The following is a 22630-nucleotide window of genomic DNA, read 5'->3' on the forward strand; positions in this document are numbered from 1 at the left end:
GAAAACAGATAGCGCACTGAATCAGGAAAAATCACTGGTGTAATCCTTATGATTCTGACTGGTATCAATACTAAAAAACGAAAATTAGCCCAGACACAGTTATCGGCATTTGGCTGCGCTGCGGTGCATGGCATATGCTCCATATGTGAGCTCACTCGCATTACTGGCCCGATTTCAAGGCCATATGTCTGTCGTGCTAGATACAACATATGGGCAAATTAAAAGCTCACTTAAGAGCTTTGCAATTGCTGGTGCCAAAGATGGGGCTCGAACCCATACACTATTTCTAGCGGCGGATTTTGAATCCGCTGCGTCTACCAATTCCGCCACTTTGGCTGTGCGGAGCCCATTTTACAAAAGGATACCTTTACTTGTCCAGTGATTTTGCAGAGTGCACCGCGCTCACCTTAAGGCGCACAATCAGCCTGTAAATGGCCTGCAGCGGCCTTGGGCGTGCCTTTGCAGCCAGTCAGTGGCGCGCCAGCCTGGCAACACGCCAGTACACAGCATGGCGCAGCTGAGCGCCTGCCCTGCCCCCTTGACTTGCTTTGATGTGAACTCTTAAAGACACAAAGAGCTGCAGGCTCTTCAGCAGTGCTGCAGCGGGCTGCATGGCGGGGCTGCTGTGGCTTTGATGCTTCAGGCCTTTATGGCCTGGTGTGCGGCAGGCCTGCTACGTGCAGGTGCACGGCGGTGCTGTGCAGCTAAAATAAAGCAGCCGGGGCCCTGTGGGGCACCCGGCTGCGTAGTCAGGGCCGTCAGGCCCATTTGAGACATGCAGTTTGTTACTACATGGAGCTCATAATCATGTAGAAAGCACCCGTGATAAATACACAGGCAATGGCTACCACCAGAAGCTGCATTACCATGCGCTGATAGGCAATACCAAGGAAGAAGAATGAGAACATCAGCAGGGAGCTGAAGATAATCATTGGAGTGCTTGGGAAGAGCGCAATAAGAGCGGTCAGCATTACAAACAGGCCGATGACGAAGAGAATCATGGAGCGACGTGCCTTCTTCTCCATCTCGGCTTTGGCCTTGGCCTTACGTTCCTGCTGAAGCTTCTTCTGCTCAAGCACCTTGTTCTTGGCGTTCTCAATCTTTTCGCGACGATCGCGCATCTTGGCTTCCTGCATATCACGCAGACTAGGAGTCTTACCAGTGCCCTGCTCAGGTGCCTTGGCGTCTGCTGCTGCTGCCGGTGCCTGTTCCTGGGCCTGATTCTTGGCTGCTGCTGATTTTTTTCTGGTGGCGGCTGAAGCTTTAGTATTGGCCATGGTTAAAAGGTGCTCCTAAAGAGGCGAAAAATAATTATTACGTGTCCGGAGGCACTGTCTGTCCTGAATCAAGGATCGTGCCATACCTGACTGGCAGAAATCCGGCGCAGTCTGGAGGCGGCTTACACGGCTGCCACAGAGCCTGTATGTATATGGCTAAAATGCCATACATATGGGCCTGAGCAGCTTTATGCAGTGCGGCAGGGGCTGCCTTTGATCTGATGGATTTTGTAAAGTAATCTGTGATGATGTCAGTCTGAGTCTTGCCTTGTGCCCCTGCAATGTAATCAGGGACGCCTGTTTTATGACTGCATGCTGATATTTAACAGTATCGCAACTGTATCCTTGGCCGGTACTGTGGTGTCTTAACTGGCAGTGTGAGTAAGCGCATTATTATGCATCTGCAGGCAGTATGGGCCATGAGCTGGGCCTGATCTGGCTGCCTGAAAGACAGTATGGGCCATGAGCTGGACCTGATCTGGCTGCCTGAAAGGCAGTATGGGCCATGAGCTGGACCTGCCTGAAAGGCAGTATGTATGATTAAGGTACCGTGCCTTAATAACCTGTATACCTTCCCACCCCTGTGGGAATCAGGTTTTTATAAGTGATACTGATGTCTGGTCCACCTTGCTGCATGGACAGTGGAGAGCATAAGACGGGTAGGGTTTGCAGCACTTATAGCCACACTGGCTGCCACCTCTGATCTCTGCTGAGACATAATGGACCGCAATTATAATTGAGATTCTTCCTAGATAAGACATACATGTCCGGGAAAATCTGAGTAATTTTATCACATATATGTTCGATAATGGGAGTATTTTGCCTTAAATATCGCATCCTTAGCAAAATCAGTACTGTGCCATAAGCACAAAAAGGGCGTACCTGAACAGTATTATTTTATGTAAAACAGAGCATTTTCAACCTGTCATACCAGTGGCATCAGGCCCCCTTTTTCAGTTTTCAATATCGATATTGATCATTTAATTAGCAGCTGTCTGTTTCTGCCTGATTTTCATGCTCTGCAAAGTTCATTACAGCCGTTACAGCAGGATATGCATCAGTCTCATCAGTCAGTCAGTCAGTCTCACGAACGAGGGCCAATGCAAGGACGCTGCTGCTGAGAACACAGGACATAGTGTGATGACTGCGCATACGGTGCCGACGGTGCCGACGGGGCAAGGCCCAGGGCCGCTGGCCATGCCAATGGCCCTGGTCCATGGTTCATAGTACAAGGCCTCAGGCATGGCTCCGGCCCTGGTCTGGCTGGGTACTGTCACTTATTGGACAGATTAAATAGTGCAAGAGTGCTGCGCCCATGAAAAAAGCTCACCTGGTAAGGGTGAGCTTTTTTCATGGGCCCGTTCGGGTAATGCCCGAAGGACGGGGCAGGATGCAGTCATGAGAGCATCATGCTCTCTTACCTGGTCCATGCCGGGCCTGTCTGCCCTGCATTTTGGACCTGCATCTTAGCGCTGCATTTCCTCTTCGGCTTCGCGCAGGAGCTCGTTAAGGCCGATCTTGGAGCGGGTCTTCTCATCAACGCGCTTTACGATCACGGCTGCGTATAAGGAGTACTTGCCGTCCTTGGATGGCAGGTTGCCGGATACTACTACAGAGTATGGAGGAACCTTGCCGTACATGATCTCGCCGGTGGCGCGGTCATAAATACGGGTGGACTGACCGATGAATACGCCCATGGAAATAACAGAGCCTTCACCTACGATCACGCCCTCTACAACCTCGGAGCGGGCACCGATGAAGCAGTTGTCTTCAATGATGGTAGGGCCGGCCTGAACTGGCTCAAGTACGCCACCAATGCCGACGCCGCCGGATAAGTGAACGTTCTTGCCAATCTGAGCACAGGAACCTACGGTGGCCCAGGTATCAACCATGGTGCCGGAACCTACGCGGGCGCCGATGTTAACGAAAGATGGCATGAGCACAACATTTGGCTCGAGGAAGGCGCCCTGACGGACTACGGCACCTGGAACGGCACGGGTAGATTCGGCAGCAAAGCGATCGGCAGTGTAGCCGTTGAACTTTAAAGGAACCTTGTCATAGTAAGCGCCGCCTGGAATGGTGGTCAGCTCGTTGTCCTTTAACTTGAAAGAAAGCAGTACAGCCTTCTTGATCCACTGATTGGTGACCCACTCGCCGTCAATCTTCTCAGCTACACGTAAGGAGCCGTCATCCAGGCCGGAAATTACGTCGTTGACAGCGGCGCGTACATTGGCGTCGCAGTTGGCCATGGTGATGCTGGCACGGTTTTCAAAGGCATTATCGATGATGGCTTGAAGCTGCTGGGTCATCTTTTCAATCCTCAGTATTGAGCTTATCAGGTATATGACAGTACAGCTGTCAGGAGAGCCTGAGCGGCTGCAGACATGGCGCGTGCTCTAAGGCAGCTGCGCATATCATCAATGGGCCGGAGCGCTGTCAGCCTCCCCTTGGGCTTTGTCCTGTCTGACTGTCAGCTCTGAGGCCTTAAGCCTGCAGGCTGCAGTTACAGGGTCTGGCGCCTGAATGGCCTGGTGCTGTCATGCAGTTTGCGTAAATATTAGCCCATAGCATTTATCAGTCAATGGCCATGCATATTTGTGGTGCGCTTTTGAGCTTTAAATGGTGAAATTACCTGATTTTTGCACTTAAGTAGTGCCCTGGCTTATGTTAAGGTGCAAAAACAGTGCACTTATTCTGTACTGATTGCTCATATGGTGAAAGTTGCATGCTTTTGGTGCATAAAATATCAGTAGCGTAAGGTAAAGTAAGGGGCTGTGATCGGCCGCATGAGATGCAAAGGCTGGAACGCGCAGGCAGTGGGGAGGTACGGGCCTGAAGGGCACAAAGGCGTAAGGCGCAGGCTGTGGGGGAGAGTCCGGAACGGCTGTGCGGGAGCTAAGGGCTCAGGTAGGAGTGGGAGGGGTAGCGGGCTTAAGTGCAGGCAAGTCCTGCTCCACCTGCAGCTGCAAGGCCGCTGCTGATGGGGATGCCTGGCGCCGCCGGCGCCCTGGCCATGACCTGGCCATGGCCAGGTCATGGCCATAGGCCTCGGCTGTGCGGGGCGCGGCAGTGCCGGGGTTACTGATCCTGGGCGGACTGTTCGCGGTGGGCGTTGAGTGCGTCGGCCAGGGCTTTGGCCAGCTTGTCCTTGGTGCGCTCGTTAAGAGGGCGGCCCTGCTTGTCTGTCACCGAGAAGAAGTCATCGGCACGCTCGCCTGTGGTGGTGATACGGGCACTGCGGACAAAGAGTGAGAAACGGTTGAAGACAATGCCTACACGGGCCAGCAGGCCTGGCTGGTCGAGGGCTGAAATCTCGAGGCTGGTAGTCTCTTTGGTGTGATCTTCCAGATAGTTGATAACAGTAGGGATTTTGAAAATCTTCTTCTTGCTCTTCTCCGGACCTGAATCGATATTATCGAGACTTGGCTCCTCACTTATGCCTTTGATAAGGGCGCTGCGAATTGAGTGCAGGCGGTCGTTATCGATGCAGCTGCCCATCTGGGACTGGAATTTGATAGTGCAGATAGAGTGATTGAGCCTGTTGCGTATGAACTGGGCGGACTGAATGTTCAGACGCTTCTTGGTCATGATGTAGGCAAGGTAGCCAAAGTTAAAGCGCGGATTGTGCTCTCTTATGAAGATCAGCATTTCCGTGCCTGTACCCTCATGCTGGGCAAAGAGAATCAGAGGGTGGGACTCAACCTTGAAAGTCAGAATATTGCGGGTATGCCAGGCAATTTCCTGAGGGGTGTAGTAGATAAAGTACTCAGGTCTGAAGTATGACCAGTAAGAGCGAATGTCCTGCTCATTGAGGTCACGCATGTACTTTATGGCCAGCTCCATGTTTTCACCGGCATGCAGCTTGATGTCATGCGGCATCTCAAGGCCATGGCGCAGGGCCTGACGGGTGGAGAAGTACAGCTGCTTGAAGACCATGTCTTTCCAGGAGTTCCACTCGCGGTCATTGGTAGCGCAGATATCAGCAACCGACAGGCAGTAGAGCAGATTGAGGTGCTCTTCATCCTGAACTTTCTTGGAAAATTCGCTGACCACCTGAGGATCATTGATGTCACGGCGCTGGGCTGTAGAGGACATCAGCAGATGGTTATAGACCAGCCAGGAGACCAGGCGGGTCTGGTAAAGGGTATAGCGGTGCAGCTGACAGAAGTACAGAGCCTCACCGGCGCCGAGCTGGGCATGGTGTCCGCCCTGACCCTTGGCAATATCGTGCAGCAGGGCAGCAACAATGAGAATCTCAGGATTGCTAAGCTGACTGTAAACATGCTTGAACAGGTTATAGGCAGGCTCACGGGAGTTGCTGAAGATACCGAAGTTCTTGATGACACGAATGGTGTGCTCATCGACGGTATACAGGTGGAACATGTCAAACTGGCTCAGGCCCTCAATCTTTTCCCAGGCCGGCATATAGGCAGAAAGAATACGGTGCTCATGCATGAGCGGGAAGGCAATGGCCGCAGCTCTCGGATCATTGAGAATGGAGCGGAAAATGGCACGGCACTCGGGAATCTCCACAAGGTAATTGGTCATTGAGCGGCGGGTGCGGCGCAGCAGGCGCAGGGAGTTGACGTGCAGCCCTACAACTTCAGGATGGCGGGACATGAGCAGGAAGATTTCGAGCATCTTGCTCTTGTCATTTTCAAAGACATCAGGAGTGGTGACATCGATGAGCGGACCACGGCGCACAAAGTCATTGTTGAGAAACTGGGTTTCCTCATCGCCAAGCTGACCGGTAATGCGCAGTACCTCAAGCTGCAGAGCCATGGAGTTGAGTTCACGTATGCGGCGCAGGGTGCGGTAGAGGTCACGCATCATGGTCTCAACCTGGGCATTGGAGCTGCCTTCATAGCCCAGCAGTTCGGCTACGGCCGGCTGACAGTCGAGGTTGAGTCTGTTGTCCTCACGGCGGGTATGGACATGCAGGGCATAGCGTACCTGATAGAGCACATCACGGCTTTCGATGAGCTCCTCATATTCCTCCTGGCTTAAAAAGCCCAGGGAGAGCATGTCTTCGGCTGTTTTGGCCTGGAAGTGGAAATTGGCAATCCACTGCATGACGTGGATATCACGAATGCCGCCAGGATTTTGCTTGAGGTCAGGCTCAAGGGCATAGGAAGTGTCCTTGTAGGCATGATGACGCTCAAGCTCTTCGGCTACCTTGGCGTGGAAAAAGCGCTTGGCATTCCAGGTGCTTTCCGACTTGATAGTGGCCAGCAGTTTGTCGTAAACATCCTTGTTGCCGCACAGGAAGCGGGTCTCAAGCAGATTGGTACAGACAGTAAGGTCAGCGTTGACGTTCTCCAGAGTCTCGGCAATGGTGCGCACTGAAGAGCCAATATCAAGCTTGAGGTCCCAAAGGTAGGAGATAAAGGCCGAGATCTGCTCGGAGGCGGCATCGCTCAGGGTATCTTCTGAGGCGATGAGAATATCGATATCGGATTTTAAGAACAGCTCAGCTCGTCCGTAGCCGCCAACGGCCAGCAGGGTCAGACCCTCAATTTCATCAAGGTGAAATGAGTGGTACAGACAGCACATGAGATCATCCACATAGTGGGTGCGGTAAGCCAGCAGCGAGCTGATGGCATAGCCATCACGGAAAAACCCGGCAAGGCGCTCCTCAAGGTCATGAAGATGGTCACGGCCACATTTGACATTGGTGATGTCCTCAGCACACGAGCATGGGAACTCCTTTACCAGGTCAGCGCTTCGCTGTTCGTGCGGCAGACTGATATGGGTATACATGGGACATCTCCTGGACATTTGTGACAAAAAATCCGACTGCACAGGTTCCGCAATCCCCGGGCAACACAGGAGCCATGGTAAGACCGGTTAGCCCTGGGAAAGGAAACTTTCCTGCACATATAGTCTTAATTTTACACTGATTGTCAGTCAGTGCGAAAAGCCTGGATTGGCCATGTGCGATAAGCAAGGACAGTCCCTGAGCAATAAGCAAGGACAGGCCATGTGCAATAAGCCTGTGAAGTCCATTTGGGATAAGCCAGGGCAGGCTCTGTGCAATAGCCTCCTCACAGGGGGCTCTCAGATGCGGGCAGGGCCGGGACGGCACTGCCTGTCCGGCAGGGCCGGACCGGGACATGTGATGCCTGGTCTGGCCGCACAAAAGGGCCATGCCTTGTACAGCAGGAAAAATCCTGTGCTGCATGGGCATAAGTTCACTGAAGCTGTCGGCTTCCGTGGCTGCTTTGTCTCTATCTGGAGGGCATGCGGTCTGTGGGGTTAATCTGCCATCTGAGCTCAAAACAAAACAGGCTGATTCAGATTTGCTCTGAATCAGCCTGTCAGGCAGCCCTGTCGGCCTGGTGGCTGCAGGGCCCGTGGGATTCTCTGGGCCTTATGGCCTTTGATTAGACGTTGTGCAGAATGCGTGGCAGCTCCTCTTCTTCCTCAGGACGGAGGGTAAGGATTTCACAGCCGTCAGCGGTTACCAGAATGGTGTGCTCAAACTGGGCAGAGGCGCTCTTGTCTGCAGTGGTAACAGTCCAGCCGTTCTTCTTGTTGACCTTGCACTTCCAGGTGCCCACGTTAATCATTGGCTCAATGGTAAAGGTCATACCGGCAGCCAGAGTCAGGGAGTTGCGGTTGCGATAGTGCAGCACGGTAGGCTCGTCGTGGAAGACATTGTGAATGCCGTGACCGCAGTAGTCACGTACAATGGAAAAGCCCTCACGATCGGCAATGCGCTGAATGGTTTCACCAATTTCAGTAAGATTGGCACCGGCACGAACTACACGTATGGCAGAGTACAGGGCCTCTTTGGTGGTCTTGACCAGACGGTGATTGATTGGTGTGGTCTTGCCGCCTACGATAAACATCTTGGAGGTATCTCCATAGTACTTGTCCTTGATAACAGTAACGTCGACATTGACGATATCGCCATCACGCAGAGTACGGTGGCCTGGAATGCCGTGGCAGACCTCCTCATTTACGGAAATGCATACGCACTTTGGGTAGCCGTGGTAACCAAGGCAGGCGGAAACAGCCTTTTGATGGTTGGTGATATAGTCCATGCAGATATCATCAAGCTCACCTGTAGTTACACCGCTCTTAACATGAGGCTCAAGCATGACCAGAACGTCTGCAGCCAGCTTTCCGGCTACACGCATAAGTTCAATTTCGCTGGGACTTCTTAAGGTGATCATGGGCTGCTCCTCAAACTAAAGTGTCTACAAATCCGGATACGCCCTCAAATGTGGTTTATCAGCAAGGCAAAATAACGCTCCTGTGCTGTTCCCAAATAAAAAGACAGTTAGCATGAGGCAACTGTCCCGGGCAAGTGCTATTTTAAGACAAATACGCTATTGATACCAGTGCGCCGCCCACCACGCCCCATTTCCCGGCACAGCCTGCATGGTAATACCATGTCAGGCTGCACAGCAGTGCCCGCAGGGAGCACGTCTGGCTGCAGCGCAGCCCCAGGGGCCTGCAGCTCCATCATGTCTGCAGCTGCCATGAGGGATTTGCCTGCATAAAGGCTGACAGGCAAGGCCGGTCTGAACTGTCTGAACTGTCTGAACTGTCTGAACTGTCTGGGCTGTCAGGTGCTGTAACTCAGCTCAAAAACACTCATTAAAGCGCCATTACATCGGCTTTGAAAACCGCCATGACCAATACCCCCACACTGCAAACCCCACGTCTGATCCTCAGGCGCTTTACCGCCGCTGACCTTGATGACTTCCTGACCATATACTCAAATGAGCAGGTGTGCCGTTTTCTGCCCATTCATCCTTTACGCTCCCAGGGAGAGGCGGGCGATTTTTTCAGAGGTTTTTACTGCAGCAATTACGCACAGCCCCATGGCTATGATTATGCCCTTTGCCTCAAGAGTGATAACCGGCCCATAGGCTTTATCAATATCGACTTTGAAGATGCCAGTCAGTGGGCACGCAGCATCGCCAGCAACAGCTGCTGCGCGGCAGGCTGCAGCGGTGATGGTTGTGCTGGAGCGGCTGACAGGTCAGTATCTGAACCGGGCAGTGGCATAAATATAAGCTCAGGGATGGGCTGTGAGCTGGGCTATGGGCTGCTGCCGCAGTTCTGGGGGCAGGGGTTGATGACTGAGTCCTGCAGGGCAGTGCTTGCCCGGCTCAGGGAGGATGGCTTTTCCTTTGTTTTTGCCAGCCATGATGTCACCAATGAGGCCAGCGGTCAGGTGCTGCAGCGCCTTGGTATGACTTACCAGTATTCCTGGGAAGAGCAGTGGCAGCCCAAAAACATAAAGGTACTGTTCAGACTCTATCTCATCAGCCTGGACCAGTATGCACAGCGCACTTTTCCTCTGTACTGGACGCGCGCCTCAGTGCGCATGGTCGAGGACCTTGACTGAGCTGGGCGAAGCCTGGGGGAGGATGGCTGGGCTGGGCCTTGGAGAGGTGGGCATAGCCGGGTCGGCCCTGGAGAGGCTGGCTGGGCTGACCTGCTGGCGGGATTGAGGATTAGCCGATGGGCGGCTGGGTGGAGCCTGGCGGGTTATCGCAGCGGTTCTCGGTTTTTGCCTGCACACCGGCCTGCAGTGTCGGGCATGATGGCGTGTCGTAGCGGGGGCTGCCTGGCGCAAAAACAAAAGGGTGCCTGCACTGTTGTGCGGGCACCCTCTGTCAGCCGGGCTTTTGCTTATTTGCCATGGGGCTGCTGTGGCCGTGTTTTGGCCGTGCTTTAGCCTTAGCACATGGTGACGCGACTGAGGTCAGATGGCGACACCGGGCCGTTAGGGAATTTGGTGGCGTAAAGGGTATCGAACATGCGGGAGATATTGCGGTGTTCAATGTCCTTGAGGGTCTGACCAAGGCTGAGCATAGGATTGAGTTCCAGAATGTGCTCGGAATTGTCGTTCTCATGCAGGCGCTTCATGATGAAGTCTACAGCCATGCGGCCCATCTCGCGGCGGGCGGTGACCACAGAGGTCAGCTTTGGAATAGTGGTAGTGCCGATATTAAGGCCGTTATAGCCCAGCACGGACATTTGCTCAGGAATCTTGATGCCCATCTCGGTACAGGCAATCATGGCGCCGATAGCCACGTCGTCATTGGTACAGAAAATGGCATCGACATCAGGTACATCAGCAATGACCTTGCGCATCATGTCAGCGCCACGTGAGAAGTTGGAGTGCTCGGCTGAACCAAAGACATATGATGGCAGTCCGGCCTCCTTGCAGGCCATTTCATAACCGTACTGACGGTCCATGTTACGGCGGTCCATACGGGCGCTCAGATAGGCAATATTCTTGCGGCCACTCCTGATAAGACCTTTGACGGCAGCATAGGAAACCTTGACGTGGTCATAGCCTATGTTCATGTCCACAGGCTTTTTGATAAGGCTCATGAGCTCGACCACAGGACGGCGTGCCATCTTCAGACGGCGGGTGGTCATGGCGCTGTGCTCGGCCTCGGTGGTGATAAGGGCATCGACCTGATAGGACAGCAGCTGTACTACCTTGCGCTCTTCATTTTCCTGGTTGTAGGAAGTATGGGTAATGAGCACTTCATAACCATATTCGCTGGCGCGTTCCTCTACACCCTCAATCAGATCGGAAAAAAGCAGGTTGGAAAAGGAGGAAACGGTCAGACCAATGGTCCTGGTGGAGGAATTGGACAGCATAACCGGGGCACGATTGGGAACATAGCCCGACTCATCGACTACGGCCTGAATCTTCAGACCTGTTTCCCTGGCTACAGTGGCGGGATTCTTCAGATAACGGGAGACCGTCATCTTGGTTACACCTACTTTCTGGGCTATGTCTTCAAGGGTAATGCGTTGTCCTTTCATCGGCTCAATTCGCTGAGGCCATCAGACCAGTTACTGCAACCAGAGTATCTGATGCAGTACGTTACTGAAAGATCAGCTCTCCTTCAAAATAAGGTGGTCAAAACAAAAGGCATCAGACTGCCAGGCAGTCCTGTATCCATGAAAGCCGCAGGGCCGTCCGCTCTCCCGAGCTCCAGCAGCACAGCTTCCCATGCCGGTGTCCAGGCAGCAAAGATATTATTACCAGTTAAGGCTCAGATCTTATATCTATATATTTCAATATAGATAGTGCCGGAATTAAGAAGCAATGTTTACTTTGTCCGATCATTTTAAAGGCTGAGGCCTCAAAAAGCCAATGTTTGTCCGATTTCGCCATTTTGGCGCGCCCGCAAAAGCACCCGGAAAGTACTGTTACATGCCGATATGGATAAATATAAAAGCATTACAGATTAAGTCATCACCGTCATCAGCCTTAATAAGTACCCCCATCCTGACCAGCGCGGGCGCCGTTCTCACGCTGCCGCAAAAAGCACCAGGCCACCGCAGCAAGTCAGCTCTCAGGTCGCCGCAGCAAGTCAGCGCTCAGCCACTGCCAGCCTGTATTACATCTGCGCTGCCCGCCACTGAAGCTTATTGACATGAGGCAGCTGCGGCGCAGGCTGCGACGCAGGCTGCGATTGACTGAAGCTGCAGGCGTATGCTTTCTGTACAAATGCCAAAGCCCTCCACAGCTGGAGGGCTTTGGCGGCTGCCTGAGCTGCTGCTGAGGGTGGAAATATGTCAATTGCAGGTCAGCAGGCTCACTGCAACTGTGTGGTGCTCGGGGTGAGCACTGCTGTTACTGTCAGCTTACGGACTTGCTGTTGAGGACAGGACCTGAGCATGGGCGGTCAGGCTGCCCTGGGGCAGCGGCCTGACCCCGGCAGGTGGGACGGCTGCCGGGCTGGCTGCAGGGGAGGCTGTCAGGCTATGAGGTAGATGGCGGCGGCAAAGGCAAAGCCAATGGTGCCAATCAGGGTTTCAAGAACAGTCCAGGTCTTGAGGGTGGTCTTCTCATCAAGGCCGTACAGACCTTTGAACAGCCAGAAGCCTGAGTCATTGAAGTGGGACATCACTACTGAGCCTGCTGCTACTGCAATCACAATGGTGCACAGCTCAATCTGGCTGTAACCTGCGCTGGCCAGTACCGGGGCAATCAGGGCTGCGGTAGTGCTCAGGGCAACAGTGGCAGAGCCCTGAGCAACACGCAGACAGGCGGCAATGATAAAGGCGGCACAGATAACAGGTATACCCAGATCTGACAGGGTTGAGGCCAGGGCATCACCAATGCCCGAGCGGCGCAGGATACCGCCAAACATGCCACCGGCACCGGTTACCAGTACTACTGAGCAGACAGGGCCCAGAGCCTTGTCGCAGAAGCTTTCGAGTACCTTCATGCTGAAGTCACGGCCAAATACGGCAAGACACACCATCAGAGTGATAAGCAGGGCTACCGGAGTCTGACCCAGAACGGTAAGAAAGTCGAGGATCTGGCTGTCTGGCAGCACGCCTGAGGCTCTGAGAGTAGCAATACCGGTGTTAAGGAAAATCAGCAGTACAGGAGTAAGCAGAATGCCCATTACAGTGGAGAACCCTGGTGGAGTTACCTTGATATCGTCATCTGAGGTATCAGCAAAGAGCTCAGGCACTTTAAACTCCCACTTGCGGCCGGCCCACAGACCAAAGAGATAGGAAGACAGATACCAGGTTGGCAGAGCAATGCACAGGCCGACAATCACCATAAGGCCAATATTGGCTCCCAGTACTGATGAGGCAGCAACAGGACCTGGATGTGGTGGCAGGAAGACGTGCATTACAGAGAAGGCACCGGTAGCCGGCATGGCATAAAGCAGAATGGAGCCACCAAGACGCTTGCCCACCGAAAGGATAACCGGCAGCATAACCATCAGACCGGCATCAAAGAAGATAGGCAAAGCAAAGAGCAGTGAGGCAATACCAAGGGCCAGCGGGGCTTTCTTTTCACCAAGTACTCTGATGAGGGTATCGGCAAGTACCTGGGCACCGCCTGACTTTTCCAGAATCTTGCCAATCATGGCGCCCAGGCCCACCAGCAGTGCCACTGAGGCCAGAGTACCGCCAAAGCCTGAGAGCATGGACGGAACAATTTTGTCCAGAGGAATGCCTGTGGCCATGGCTGTAAGCAGGGAAACCAGAACCAGAGATGCAAAGGCATGCACTCTGAGTTTCATAATCAGAACCAGAAGAATCAATACAGCAGCACCTGCAACACTGAGCAGGTAGCCTGTAGAAGGGGCGAGTGACTGTTCCATAAATATCCTCAATTGGGGCCTTTAGACCCCATGCCGCTTCTTCTCCATATGTGTGACCAGTTTAAGCTGCGTCTGGCCTCAGTTCCGGTATTGCTCAGCTTGCTATCCCGACGGGGACAGTGACGCTGATGGGGACCAGAGGAACTGAGGGGCGCAGCGCGACTCAATACAATCAGCTGACCTGAGCTGACCAGATCTTGCCATACGGGCTCACGTGAGCCCCTGTGCGGGCGCAGGCCCCTGCTCAGGTCAGCAGCTATGCTGACGCAAGGAGCGGGGAGCAAGAGAGCTGATGTGCTGATCTGGGCAGCTTAGCCCAGTGCAATCATCTGGGCTGAGCCTGGCTTAGCCTGTTCCTGCTGAACTGGCAGGGAGAATAATGCTCTGTCCGGGCCCGCAGGCAGGAAGGCCGGCCTTTGTGCATTACCAGTGCTGTATCAGAAACTTGATGGTTAAAGGCTGATGTTACCAGCTGTTACTGCCGTAAAGCTAACAGGCAGCAACATCATTCATCAGCCATATTATTAACAAAAGCCAGAGCAAATAATATCGCCATGCTTTTACATGCTTCTGATAAAGTAAAATGTTACCGTTAACATGTTATGGTTAACATGATACTGGTAACATAGGTAATTTCAATCGGGCAGGGATAAGTGAAAGGAATAAAGTGTTTGCGCGGCCTGGCTGGGATTTGTCTGGGGGCGTTAAGTTTCTCTAAAAATGACAAAAATGACAAAATAGCAGCAAAAATGTTACCGATAACTATTAAAAACCATGGCGCTTTTCTATATAATAGTTATCAGTAACATTGAGCAGGCTTGTTGCAGGTATGGGTAAACAGACAGCAAAAGTCCTTATTTGACCAGATACCTCAGCTAAGTAAAGCTCAGTCACACCAGATAAGGTGCAGTAAGTTATGAGCCTGTAATTGTCCTCTCATGAGACAGGCAGGACAAAGTGGTCTGTATGCACAACAGCCGCTGCTGAAGCGGCTCAGTCATCAGGGAAGGCAGTCAGCCTCAGGCTGGTCTGTCAGCAGATCGGGCCTGTGTGGCCGCAGAGTTCAGTGGCCTGTGGTGGTCATGCCACGAGGTCGTGGTGGTTAAATGGACTGCATCAGTAATGGTTCTAGTAGAAAGGAACAGGAGCTCGCGATGAGTAAAGCTGTAAAGTGTGTAGTTATGGGCGTGTGTGGCGCCGGAAAGACTTCCGTGGCCCAGGCCATTGCCGAGCGTTATTCAGCCACCTTCATTGATGGAGACGACCTGCATCCGCGTGCCAATATCATCAAGATGGCCGCCGGACATCCTTTAAACGACAATGACCGTGCTCCATGGCTTGAGCGCATTGGTGATGTCTTTTTCTCTCTGCAGCGCCGTCATATTTCAGGTGTGGTGGTGTGTTCAGCTCTCAGGAAGATGTACCGTGATCAGATCCGCAAGGACAATGACGGTCTGGTGTTTATCCACCTGCGCGGCTCCATGGAGACCATTATTGAGCGCATGGCAGCACGTCAGGGCCATTACATGAAGAAGGACATGGTACAGAGTCAGTTTGACACCCTTGAAATCCCGGGAGCTGACGAGCCTGATGTTATTGAGATTTCCATTGAGCAGCCTCTTGATGCTGTTATTGCTGACACCTTAAAGGCCCTTGAGGAGGTTACTGAGCGCCAGCAGGCAGCCGATGGCGAGGCTCTCAAGTGCTCCAGCTGATAAGCGCAGCGCATGCCGCGCCTGATACTGTATCAGGCACGTCCTGTACAGCACTGCAGCCTGCAGATGCAGCCCGTAGCTGTAGCTGCAGTGCCCTCAGGCCTGCCGGCAGGCATATTGTCAGTGCATTTGTTTTGAACAGGGAACAGGCCTGGTGCCAGGCTTTGACATTGAGCTGTTATTAACACTTGCAGTATTTAATCCCGGACATAAGGTGTGTGCCGGCTGTGATGGTCCGGAATGAGCCGGGGATATTTTTTGAGAGGTTCAGTATGTTAAACAGTGTTGTAGCCAGGGTGACCCGTAATCTGGAAGAGCGATCAGTAAAGGGACGTGAAGCATATCTCAAGATGATTGCTGATCAGGAAAAGTTAGGCCGTGCCCGCTCTTTCCTTACCTGTTCCAATCTTGCTCATGCCGCAGCCGGTACCGATCTTCAGGACAAGAAAGATGTGGTCAATGCCAGCAAGGCCAACATTGGCATTGTCTCAGCCTACAACGACATGCTCTCAGCCCACTGCCCTTACCGCCTTTATCCTGAGGCTATCAAGCAGTCAGTACGTAAGGCCGGTGCCACTGCTCAGGTAGCAGGCTGTGTTCCTGCCATGTGTGACGGTGTTACCCAGGGCCAGGCCGGTATGGACATGTCACTGTTCTCCCGTGATGTTATTGCCCAGAGTGTTGCCATTTCCCTGAGCCACAACTGTTTTGATGGTGCTCTGCTGCTTGGTATCTGTGACAAGGTAGCTCCGGGCATGATTATGGGCGCGGCCGCCTTTGGTCATCTGCCGGTCGCTTTTGTTCCTGCAGGTCCTATGGGCACAGGTATATCCAATGACAAAAAGACCGAGATCCGTCAGCAGTATGCTGCAGGCAAGCTCGACAAGACTGCCCTTCAGGATATGGAGTGCTGCTCCTACCACAGTCAGGGCACCTGTACTTTCTACGGTACAGCCAATACCAATCAGCTGGTGTTTGAGGCCATGGGTCTTATGCTGCCTGGCTCTGCCTTTATTCCGCCAGATACTCAGCTGCGTCAGGCTCTGACCGACCATATTTCCCGTGCCATTGTTGATCGTACTGTTACCGGCACCAGCCCAATGCCTTTATATAAGGTAGTAACAGCCAAAAACATCATCAACTCCCTGTGTGCTCTTCTGGCATCAGGAGGATCAACCAACCACACTCTGCATCTGCTAGCTGTGGCCCGTGCTTTTGGCTACACCCTCACCTGGCAGGACATCTCTGATCTGTCCGAGGCTGTGCCTTTACTGGTAAATGTCTATCCAAATGCCAAAGCCGATATTAATGCTTTCCAGATGGCAGGTGGTGTACCTGTTCTCATGAAGTCCCTGTCACGCCGTAACCTGGTCCATGAGGATATTAATACTGTTACTGGCGACTTTGCCTCACAGCTGACCTCTCCTGTCATAAAGGACGATGAGCTGGTCTTTGTTGACTGCGGTGAGACTCATGATGAGAGCGTACTCAAGTCCAGTGCCGATGAGTCTTTCCAGCAAAGCGGCGGTCTGCGTGTGCTCAATGGCAACCTGGGACGCTCGGTAATCAAGATTTCAGCTGTTGCCCCAGAGCACCGTCATGTAAAGGCACCTGCTGCTGTATTTAATGACCAGTACGAGGTCAAAAAGGCCTATGAAGAGGGCCGTCTGAACCGTGATGCCGTGATTGTGGTGCGCTATGCCGGTCCAGCTGCTTCAGGCATGCCTGAGCTGCATATGCTGATGCCAGTGCTGGGCAATCTGCAAAAAGCCGGTTACCACGTGGCTCTGCTTACCGACGGTCGTCTGTCAGGCGCATCAGGCAAGATTCCATCAGCTCTGCATGTAAGCCCTGAGGCTTTGCGTGGTGGTCCGCTGTCCTTGCTGCGTGATGGTGACATGATTGATTTTGATGCTGAAAACGGCACAGTAAACTGCCTTGAGGATCTCTGCGGACGTACCGCTGTTCATCCGGATACCGAGGCCGCTGAGCAGACCTTTGGACGCTACCTGTTCAAAAACTGCAGAAACTCTGTAGGGTCAGCCGAGGAAGGCGCCAGCTTCCTGTTCTAAGTAACATCACAGCAGCTGAAGAATCCTTTTGGCCGGAAAGGACCTGCATTACCCTGGTATGCAGGTGTGTCACACCGGCCCGGTTTCCGGTCCGATAACCGGCAGCGCTGCCAGATCGGCACACCTCAGTGATTTGGCACCCTTAATTAATATCAAAACTTCTGTCCTGACCATGACAGTGGCTGTGCAAAGCAGATAAACCACCTGGCCACATGGTCTGGTCATCCTAAGACACCGCTTGCTTTCGGGCAGCGGTGTTTTTTTATCCCTCAATCCGCACGTACCCCATCATTTGGGGGGCATGACGGGGCAGCCAGTTGCTCTGGTCCTGCCTGCTGCTCTGGTACTGCCTGCTGCTCTGGTCCGGCCTGTTGGCCATGAAGCGCAGTGATCTCATGATTGAAGCTGATTAGCTGAAATGTCTGGTAAGGAGAGCCATGTGGCAGTAAGGATCAGTGAGATTTATCACTGCATGGTGGGGAGTAAGAACAAAAGTGGTCAATGGTACTGCCGTAGATGGCGTAAATATGGGCTTGTGGTGTGTATATGCGTACGTATATTTGATGATGCGTTATTGTGTGTATTTGCTGATTTTGAGTGCCTGTCTTGTCTGCGCTTTGCTGTGTAAAAATGTGCACGCGCACTGTAAATGATACATTTGTGCAATTACTGCACAAAAGGCACGGTTGTCAACACGCCGGAAGTGTCATGGGCCTGAATCTGGTGCAGAAAAATACGGATATGGCCTGTTATGTATCAGTATCCGTGAACTGAAAAGCCTATTTACATGCTGTTTATACTTTGTTTACACATCATGTATTGAGACTGTTAAATTAAAGTTTGATTTAGATCACTAAACTGAAAAAACGTGCTTTTGTGCCCCAAAAATTTGCGTGCATTCGGGTATGCTGGCAACACTGGATGCAAGATAAGTGATTAAAAATTGTCTTACGTAACAGTCTTAAGAAGACATAGACGGATTTATGAAAGTTATCTGTTAAAGGCATAGCAGTGAACTTCATAAGTTCACTTCTTTTCCAATGGCTTAAGACGGGTCTAATACTGTTCAGTAATTGAAATGCTCCATCGCAGGGGAGCTCCAACAAGTTCCTGTAGAAAGATTCCTGCACTTTTTAGCATGCTTAAGACCGTATCGACATCAGCGGCGGCAATGCTGCTGACTCCTGCATCTCCCCTATGTCCGCCATGAACGGCAGGCAACGACGGCAGGCAGCGGCAGCAGGATGACCTGGCCAGATAAGGTATATGGCCCCAGGTGCTTACATAACATAAGATGCAGCGCAGCAGCTGTCTCAGAGAACATGACGCAGTCCCGAAGGAAGAGTCGATAAGACAGGGACCATAAGGACAGGCCCGCAGGGCGGTGCACGGTGCGGTTGTGAACTGCATTGTGATAGCCGGAACTTATGTTCCGGTCGCAATCTCAGGAAACATTGATGTTGAAGTGTCCGACATTGACACGGAGACTCACAGAGTTTTTAGACAAGGTAATGCTGAAGGCCTCGTGGCTGCAGCAATATGTATTGCAGGGACTGGTCAGACACAGCTTTTGCTGTGTCTTTGCCCTGACCTCTGGTCACAGGCTTACCATTCCCTGCTTTGAGACAAGGTTGAAGCAGGAGTGCTGACCGTAAGGAGGGCACTGCCTGCTTTTTCATTTTCAGCGCCATAAAATCAGTGCATTCCGGACGGCCCCCATTCATGGCACGACCAGCCACTCATTTCACGGACAGCCTTTGGACTGCTATACCGCCAGAGAGCAGACCATAAGCGTCAGGGGCAGGTATTGGCTGTCTTGCAGTACCGGTACAGGAAGGATAAAGCATGAGCCGCTCACTTATGGTTGAGGGGGTGGTGTGCTGAGCCAGCCTGGACGTGCTGCCATCTGGCCTGGGTGATGATACAGCCAGGACGTAATGACTGATGGCAGGATGTGATGTGCAAGCCGGGACGTGCTGTTGGCTGGCCTGGGTGATGTGTAAGCAGGGACGTGCTGAACCAGCGCGTAGGTGCTGTCAGCTGGCAGGGGGTGATAAGCCTGCAGGGGCGCGCTGTTGGCTGGCATGGTGTGATGAGACAGCCCTGGCTGGACGGGCGGCCGGGCTGTCAGGCGGAGAGCTTATTCCTGGAAGGTGACCGTGACATTGCCACGGCCGAGAAGATATTCGAGTTTTTCAGGATTATCGACCTTGCCAAGGCGGGTATAGCGCTCTGTAGTCTGGCACTCCTTGTAGAAAAGGACCAGACAGCTGTTTTTGTAGATGAGCAGCTCTCCGGCATTTACTGTGCCTGGAGAGTACAGGTCGACGGGCAGGCTGGCAGGCAGATAGTGGTATTTCTGGTTTCCGCCCATTTCGTTCATGAGAAAGGTGCGAGGGAGAAGATCCAGAAAAGCATCAGCAGTGGCATTGCTCTCAAGCTCTGCAGTAAATACCTGATTGGCTATTTTGATCTTGATGCCCATTTGTATCTTCTCCTTTTGAGTGTCTGTCAGATATCAGGCCCGCCCCCTCACATGCAACGGAGCAGGCCACTGTAGAGCATCCACCTGCATTTTCAATACCTGAATTGCCCGGGCGTATTACTTTAAAAAGATTAAGCCCTCACAGGAGGCTTAAATTGAGGGCCCGCGCTGATATCTGAACTTATGTGAGCTGGATATATTTCCATCCAGGAACGCTGACACATCAGGCTCTGACTGTAACGTTATGCCGGTTTCTGATGCGCGGGCGCCGGTACTGGTCAGGAGCGTCTAAACGAGGAATGAGCGGATAAGCGATGAAAGTGAAGAGCTGGGGCTGGCTGGAGGGCTGGTTAATTCATGGGGCGCTGCAGTAGGTCAGGCATGGTTTTTTTTGTGCAGGGATTGTGGAATTTACGTTGGGGATGGTAAGTGGTCTTGTTCAGTGGTTTACACCGATATATGAACAGGTTAACAACTGAATTTAGGATGGCGACTTGTTTATGGCGCTGGTACTTTTGGGTGGGGTTGTAATTAAATATTCTGTGTATCTAGCAAAGATGATAATGCCGGACATTATGGTAGAAATGCCATTTCTCGCAAACTTTACACAACTTTTTAAAGTTTTGTTATTTTGTCACGGATAACGCAATGACATTTCGGTACTTTTGAAAGAACCCCGTATTTACAGGGAACAGTCAGAACGCATTTAAAAAAATCATATATTTACGTATGAGGCTGCCTGCACGATTTTGAGCCGTGAATGCACACACAAGTTAAGAAATTTGTGTACACTGTCGATATCAAAAACGACAAGAATTATTAACTTCGCCCTGGAATGCTGTCAGTCTTGCGTATTTTGACAAGTAAACTAAACGGTATAGTTTAATTCTAAATTCCAGTAGCGGAGGCAGACTGGATAAATAGTCTGGTGAAAAACAGAAAGGAGTCTGTCTTCTTGTCAGCTTACGATTGACTTCAAACATCAGTTGCAGTCACTGCCGGTTCATGTGCATCTTAGTATGGTCCATGCATGGCTACCGTACTGCAGTTATCTGTATGTCAGGCTTTTGTGGCCGTCCCATGGGTATGTGCAAAGGATCATGTGACACAGAGGCTCATATGCATGGGCTCATGTGGCGCAGGGCATATTGCATGGGCTCATGTGGCGCAGGGCATATTGCAGGGCTCATGTGACATACAGGGGCATATGTCAAAAAGGAGTGTGGAATACAAGGTCATAATGACCGCACGGTCAGTTGTCACGGCTTTATCCACTTCAGACTTCAATGTCGAGAGGGAGCTCGCTGTTGAATCTGGAACAGATCAGGGGAGTAATTATGAGGTTTTCCAAGAATATCATTGCCGGTGCACTGGCAGCTGCCATTGGTATGGCAGGACTGTCCCAGGCTAATGCAGCCGGCGAGCTGGAGCATGTAACTCTGTCAGTTTATGTAAATCCTGCCGGTGCTCCACAGGCTTTTCTTAAGGACAATCTCCTCCACCCTATGGGCATTGAAATCGATATCCTTTTTGAGCTGCAACGCCGCCTGATGTTCAATCTCAAGGAAAACCGCGTCTATCCTCTGCCACGTACAGATGCCTTTGCCCGTCTGCGTGACGGTACTGCTGATCTGGTTATTGGCGGCATCTCCTATACCGAAGCCCGTGCTGAAAAGTACGACTTCACACCTGTTTTCTGGCACTCCAGCCTTGGCATTCTGTACAGCAAAGACGGTGGTCGCGCTATCAGGAATGAAAACGATATCAAAGGCCGTCGAATAGGAGTGGAAAAGAACTCAACAGCTGAGGATTATGCAGCCAAATACGGTGCTACCCCGGTGTACTTTACCAACCTGACCATGGCTATTTACCAGCTCAGTGCCGGCCAGCTTGATGGTCTTATTTATGACCGCCCTCCTATCGCTGATTTTGCCAGTAGTGTGCCCAGCATGAATATGGGCGTTACTGACAGCAAGTTCGGTGAGGAGGCCTGTATGTTTGCTTTTGCTCTGGCCAAGCACTCCCCTTATACCAAGTACATTTCCGATACTCTCAAGGAAATGCAGGAAGACGGTACCATTGACGGCATTCTGGCTGAGTGGGGAGCCGAATAGCAACTCCTTCATTATGGGCAGACCTGGTCCTGCCTTGACTGTCAGAATTTAATAAATATCAGACTTAGCTGATCTCTCTGATTTTTCGGATTTATCTGGTTTTTTCAGATATCCGCCTTCCTTTATGACTCATAGTCGTCCCGGCTCAGCCCGGCAAGCCCCAGCCTTGCCTTGGTGTGCCTGCCAGGCCCATGCACTTGCCAGGCGGGGCTGGCAGGGGCTTGTTTGCAGCGTCATTGAGGCAGCACGTCCCTCCTGGGCACTGGTAATGCATGGGATGGATGAATATTTACACGACACAGGTGTTCGCAATGAAAACGTTTTCATTGGTGATGCTGTGATGTCGACATTAAGAGTTAATCAGTAGCGGCTGCAGTAGCGCCTGTGCAGCATGATTGACTCTTAAGCACGAAACAATGGCTGGAGGACAACTGCCTTGTCCTTAAAGCCGGGTCCTTGTCATGACGGTCAAGGACAGTCCTGCAGGTCAAAGCCCACAGGGGCGAGCTTTGCAGTACCGGGCCTGCCCGTTTTATCTGCCTCCCTGTTCATCCTGTACTGGATAAACTTTCCTTAACTAATTACGCTGCCGGTCAATGGCAGCAGTATTGATGCCTTAACTGGTTCCATGATCTATGCCATGGCACCAGCATAACAGTATTTTCGTAAGAGATTTTGTAGTTGTCCCTGATTTGGGGACTGGCGGCAGATAACAGATAGATTGCTGGATATTTTCAGCAGTTGCCGCAACAGTTTTTCGTGGCTCTTTATTTTGCGGAGCTTGTAGTCGGACAGATTTTCCTGGTTATCAAGACAGGCTGCCCGGCTTTTGACTAAAACCTTAATATTGGTGAGAA

Annotated in this window: 11 protein-coding genes and 1 tRNA gene; 4 read left to right on the forward strand and 8 right to left on the reverse strand. The window is 52.1% G+C overall.

The genetic code is table 11. The annotated features are described in order from the left end of the window. Positions 1–249 precede the first annotated feature (249 nt). From MXE39_RS05325 to map, 5 genes are all read right to left on the reverse strand, one after another. Positions 250–336, reverse strand: a tRNA-Leu gene (locus MXE39_RS05325). A gap of 452 nt (positions 337–788) precedes the next feature. Continuing rightward, entirely contained in the window at positions 789–1277 is a 489-nt protein-coding gene (locus tag MXE39_RS05330) for a hypothetical protein (protein ID WP_246977641.1), read from the reverse strand. Between the two features lie 1466 nt (positions 1278–2743). Further along, on the reverse strand, positions 2744–3586 hold the full coding sequence (gene dapD / locus MXE39_RS05335) for a 2,3,4,5-tetrahydropyridine-2,6-dicarboxylate N-succinyltransferase (protein WP_246977642.1): 843 nt from the start codon (positions 3584–3586) through the stop codon (positions 2744–2746). Positions 3587–4355: 769 nt separating this feature from the next. Further along, positions 4356–7037 (reverse strand): [protein-PII] uridylyltransferase, encoded by a 2682-nt coding sequence (gene glnD, locus MXE39_RS05340; protein WP_246977643.1) that lies wholly within the window; start codon positions 7035–7037, stop codon positions 4356–4358. A 623-nt stretch (positions 7038–7660) separates the two neighbouring features. Beyond that, the gene (gene map / locus MXE39_RS05345) at positions 7661–8455 is read right to left on the reverse strand and encodes a type I methionyl aminopeptidase (RefSeq protein WP_246977644.1); all 795 of its coding nucleotides are present in this window, start codon (positions 8453–8455) and stop codon (positions 7661–7663) included. Positions 8456–8916: 461 nt separating this feature from the next. On the opposite strand from map, the gene MXE39_RS05350 reads away from it, so the two are divergent. Continuing rightward, positions 8917–9639: a GNAT family N-acetyltransferase gene (locus MXE39_RS05350; RefSeq protein ID WP_246977645.1), complete on the forward strand. Its 723-nt coding sequence runs from the start codon at positions 8917–8919 to the stop codon at positions 9637–9639. 335 nt (positions 9640–9974) lie between these two features. Here MXE39_RS05350 and MXE39_RS05355 read toward each other — a convergent pair whose 3' ends face one another. After that, positions 9975–11078 (reverse strand): LacI family DNA-binding transcriptional regulator, encoded by a 1104-nt coding sequence (locus MXE39_RS05355; protein WP_246977646.1) that lies wholly within the window; start codon positions 11076–11078, stop codon positions 9975–9977. A gap of 941 nt (positions 11079–12019) precedes the next feature. Next, on the reverse strand, positions 12020–13387 hold the full coding sequence (locus MXE39_RS05360) for a GntP family permease (protein ID WP_246977647.1): 1368 nt from the start codon (positions 13385–13387) through the stop codon (positions 12020–12022). Positions 13388–14541: 1154 nt separating this feature from the next. Here MXE39_RS05360 and MXE39_RS05365 point away from each other — a divergent pair. Together MXE39_RS05365 and edd are read left to right on the forward strand one after the other, a co-directional pair. Then, the gene (locus tag MXE39_RS05365; protein WP_246977648.1) at positions 14542–15102 is read left to right on the forward strand and encodes a gluconokinase; all 561 of its coding nucleotides are present in this window, start codon (positions 14542–14544) and stop codon (positions 15100–15102) included. Between the two features lie 272 nt (positions 15103–15374). Beyond that, positions 15375–17174, forward strand: coding sequence for a phosphogluconate dehydratase (edd, locus tag MXE39_RS05370; RefSeq protein ID WP_246977649.1), 1800 nt, complete (start codon positions 15375–15377; stop codon positions 17172–17174). Positions 17175–19314: 2140 nt separating this feature from the next. On the opposite strand, the gene MXE39_RS05375 is transcribed toward edd, so the two are convergent. After that, on the reverse strand, positions 19315–19659 hold the full coding sequence (locus MXE39_RS05375; RefSeq protein WP_246977650.1) for a cyclophilin-like fold protein: 345 nt from the start codon (positions 19657–19659) through the stop codon (positions 19315–19317). A gap of 1337 nt (positions 19660–20996) precedes the next feature. Between MXE39_RS05375 and MXE39_RS05380 the strand changes: the two genes are divergently transcribed. Beyond that, complete coding sequence (locus MXE39_RS05380) at positions 20997–21773, forward strand: ABC transporter substrate-binding protein (RefSeq protein ID WP_246977651.1); 777 nt, start codon at positions 20997–20999, stop codon at positions 21771–21773. Positions 21774–22630 lie beyond the last annotated feature (857 nt).

Source organism: Anaerobiospirillum sp. NML120511 (assembly GCF_023050955.1).
GTDB lineage: Bacteria > Pseudomonadota > Gammaproteobacteria > Enterobacterales > Succinivibrionaceae > Anaerobiospirillum.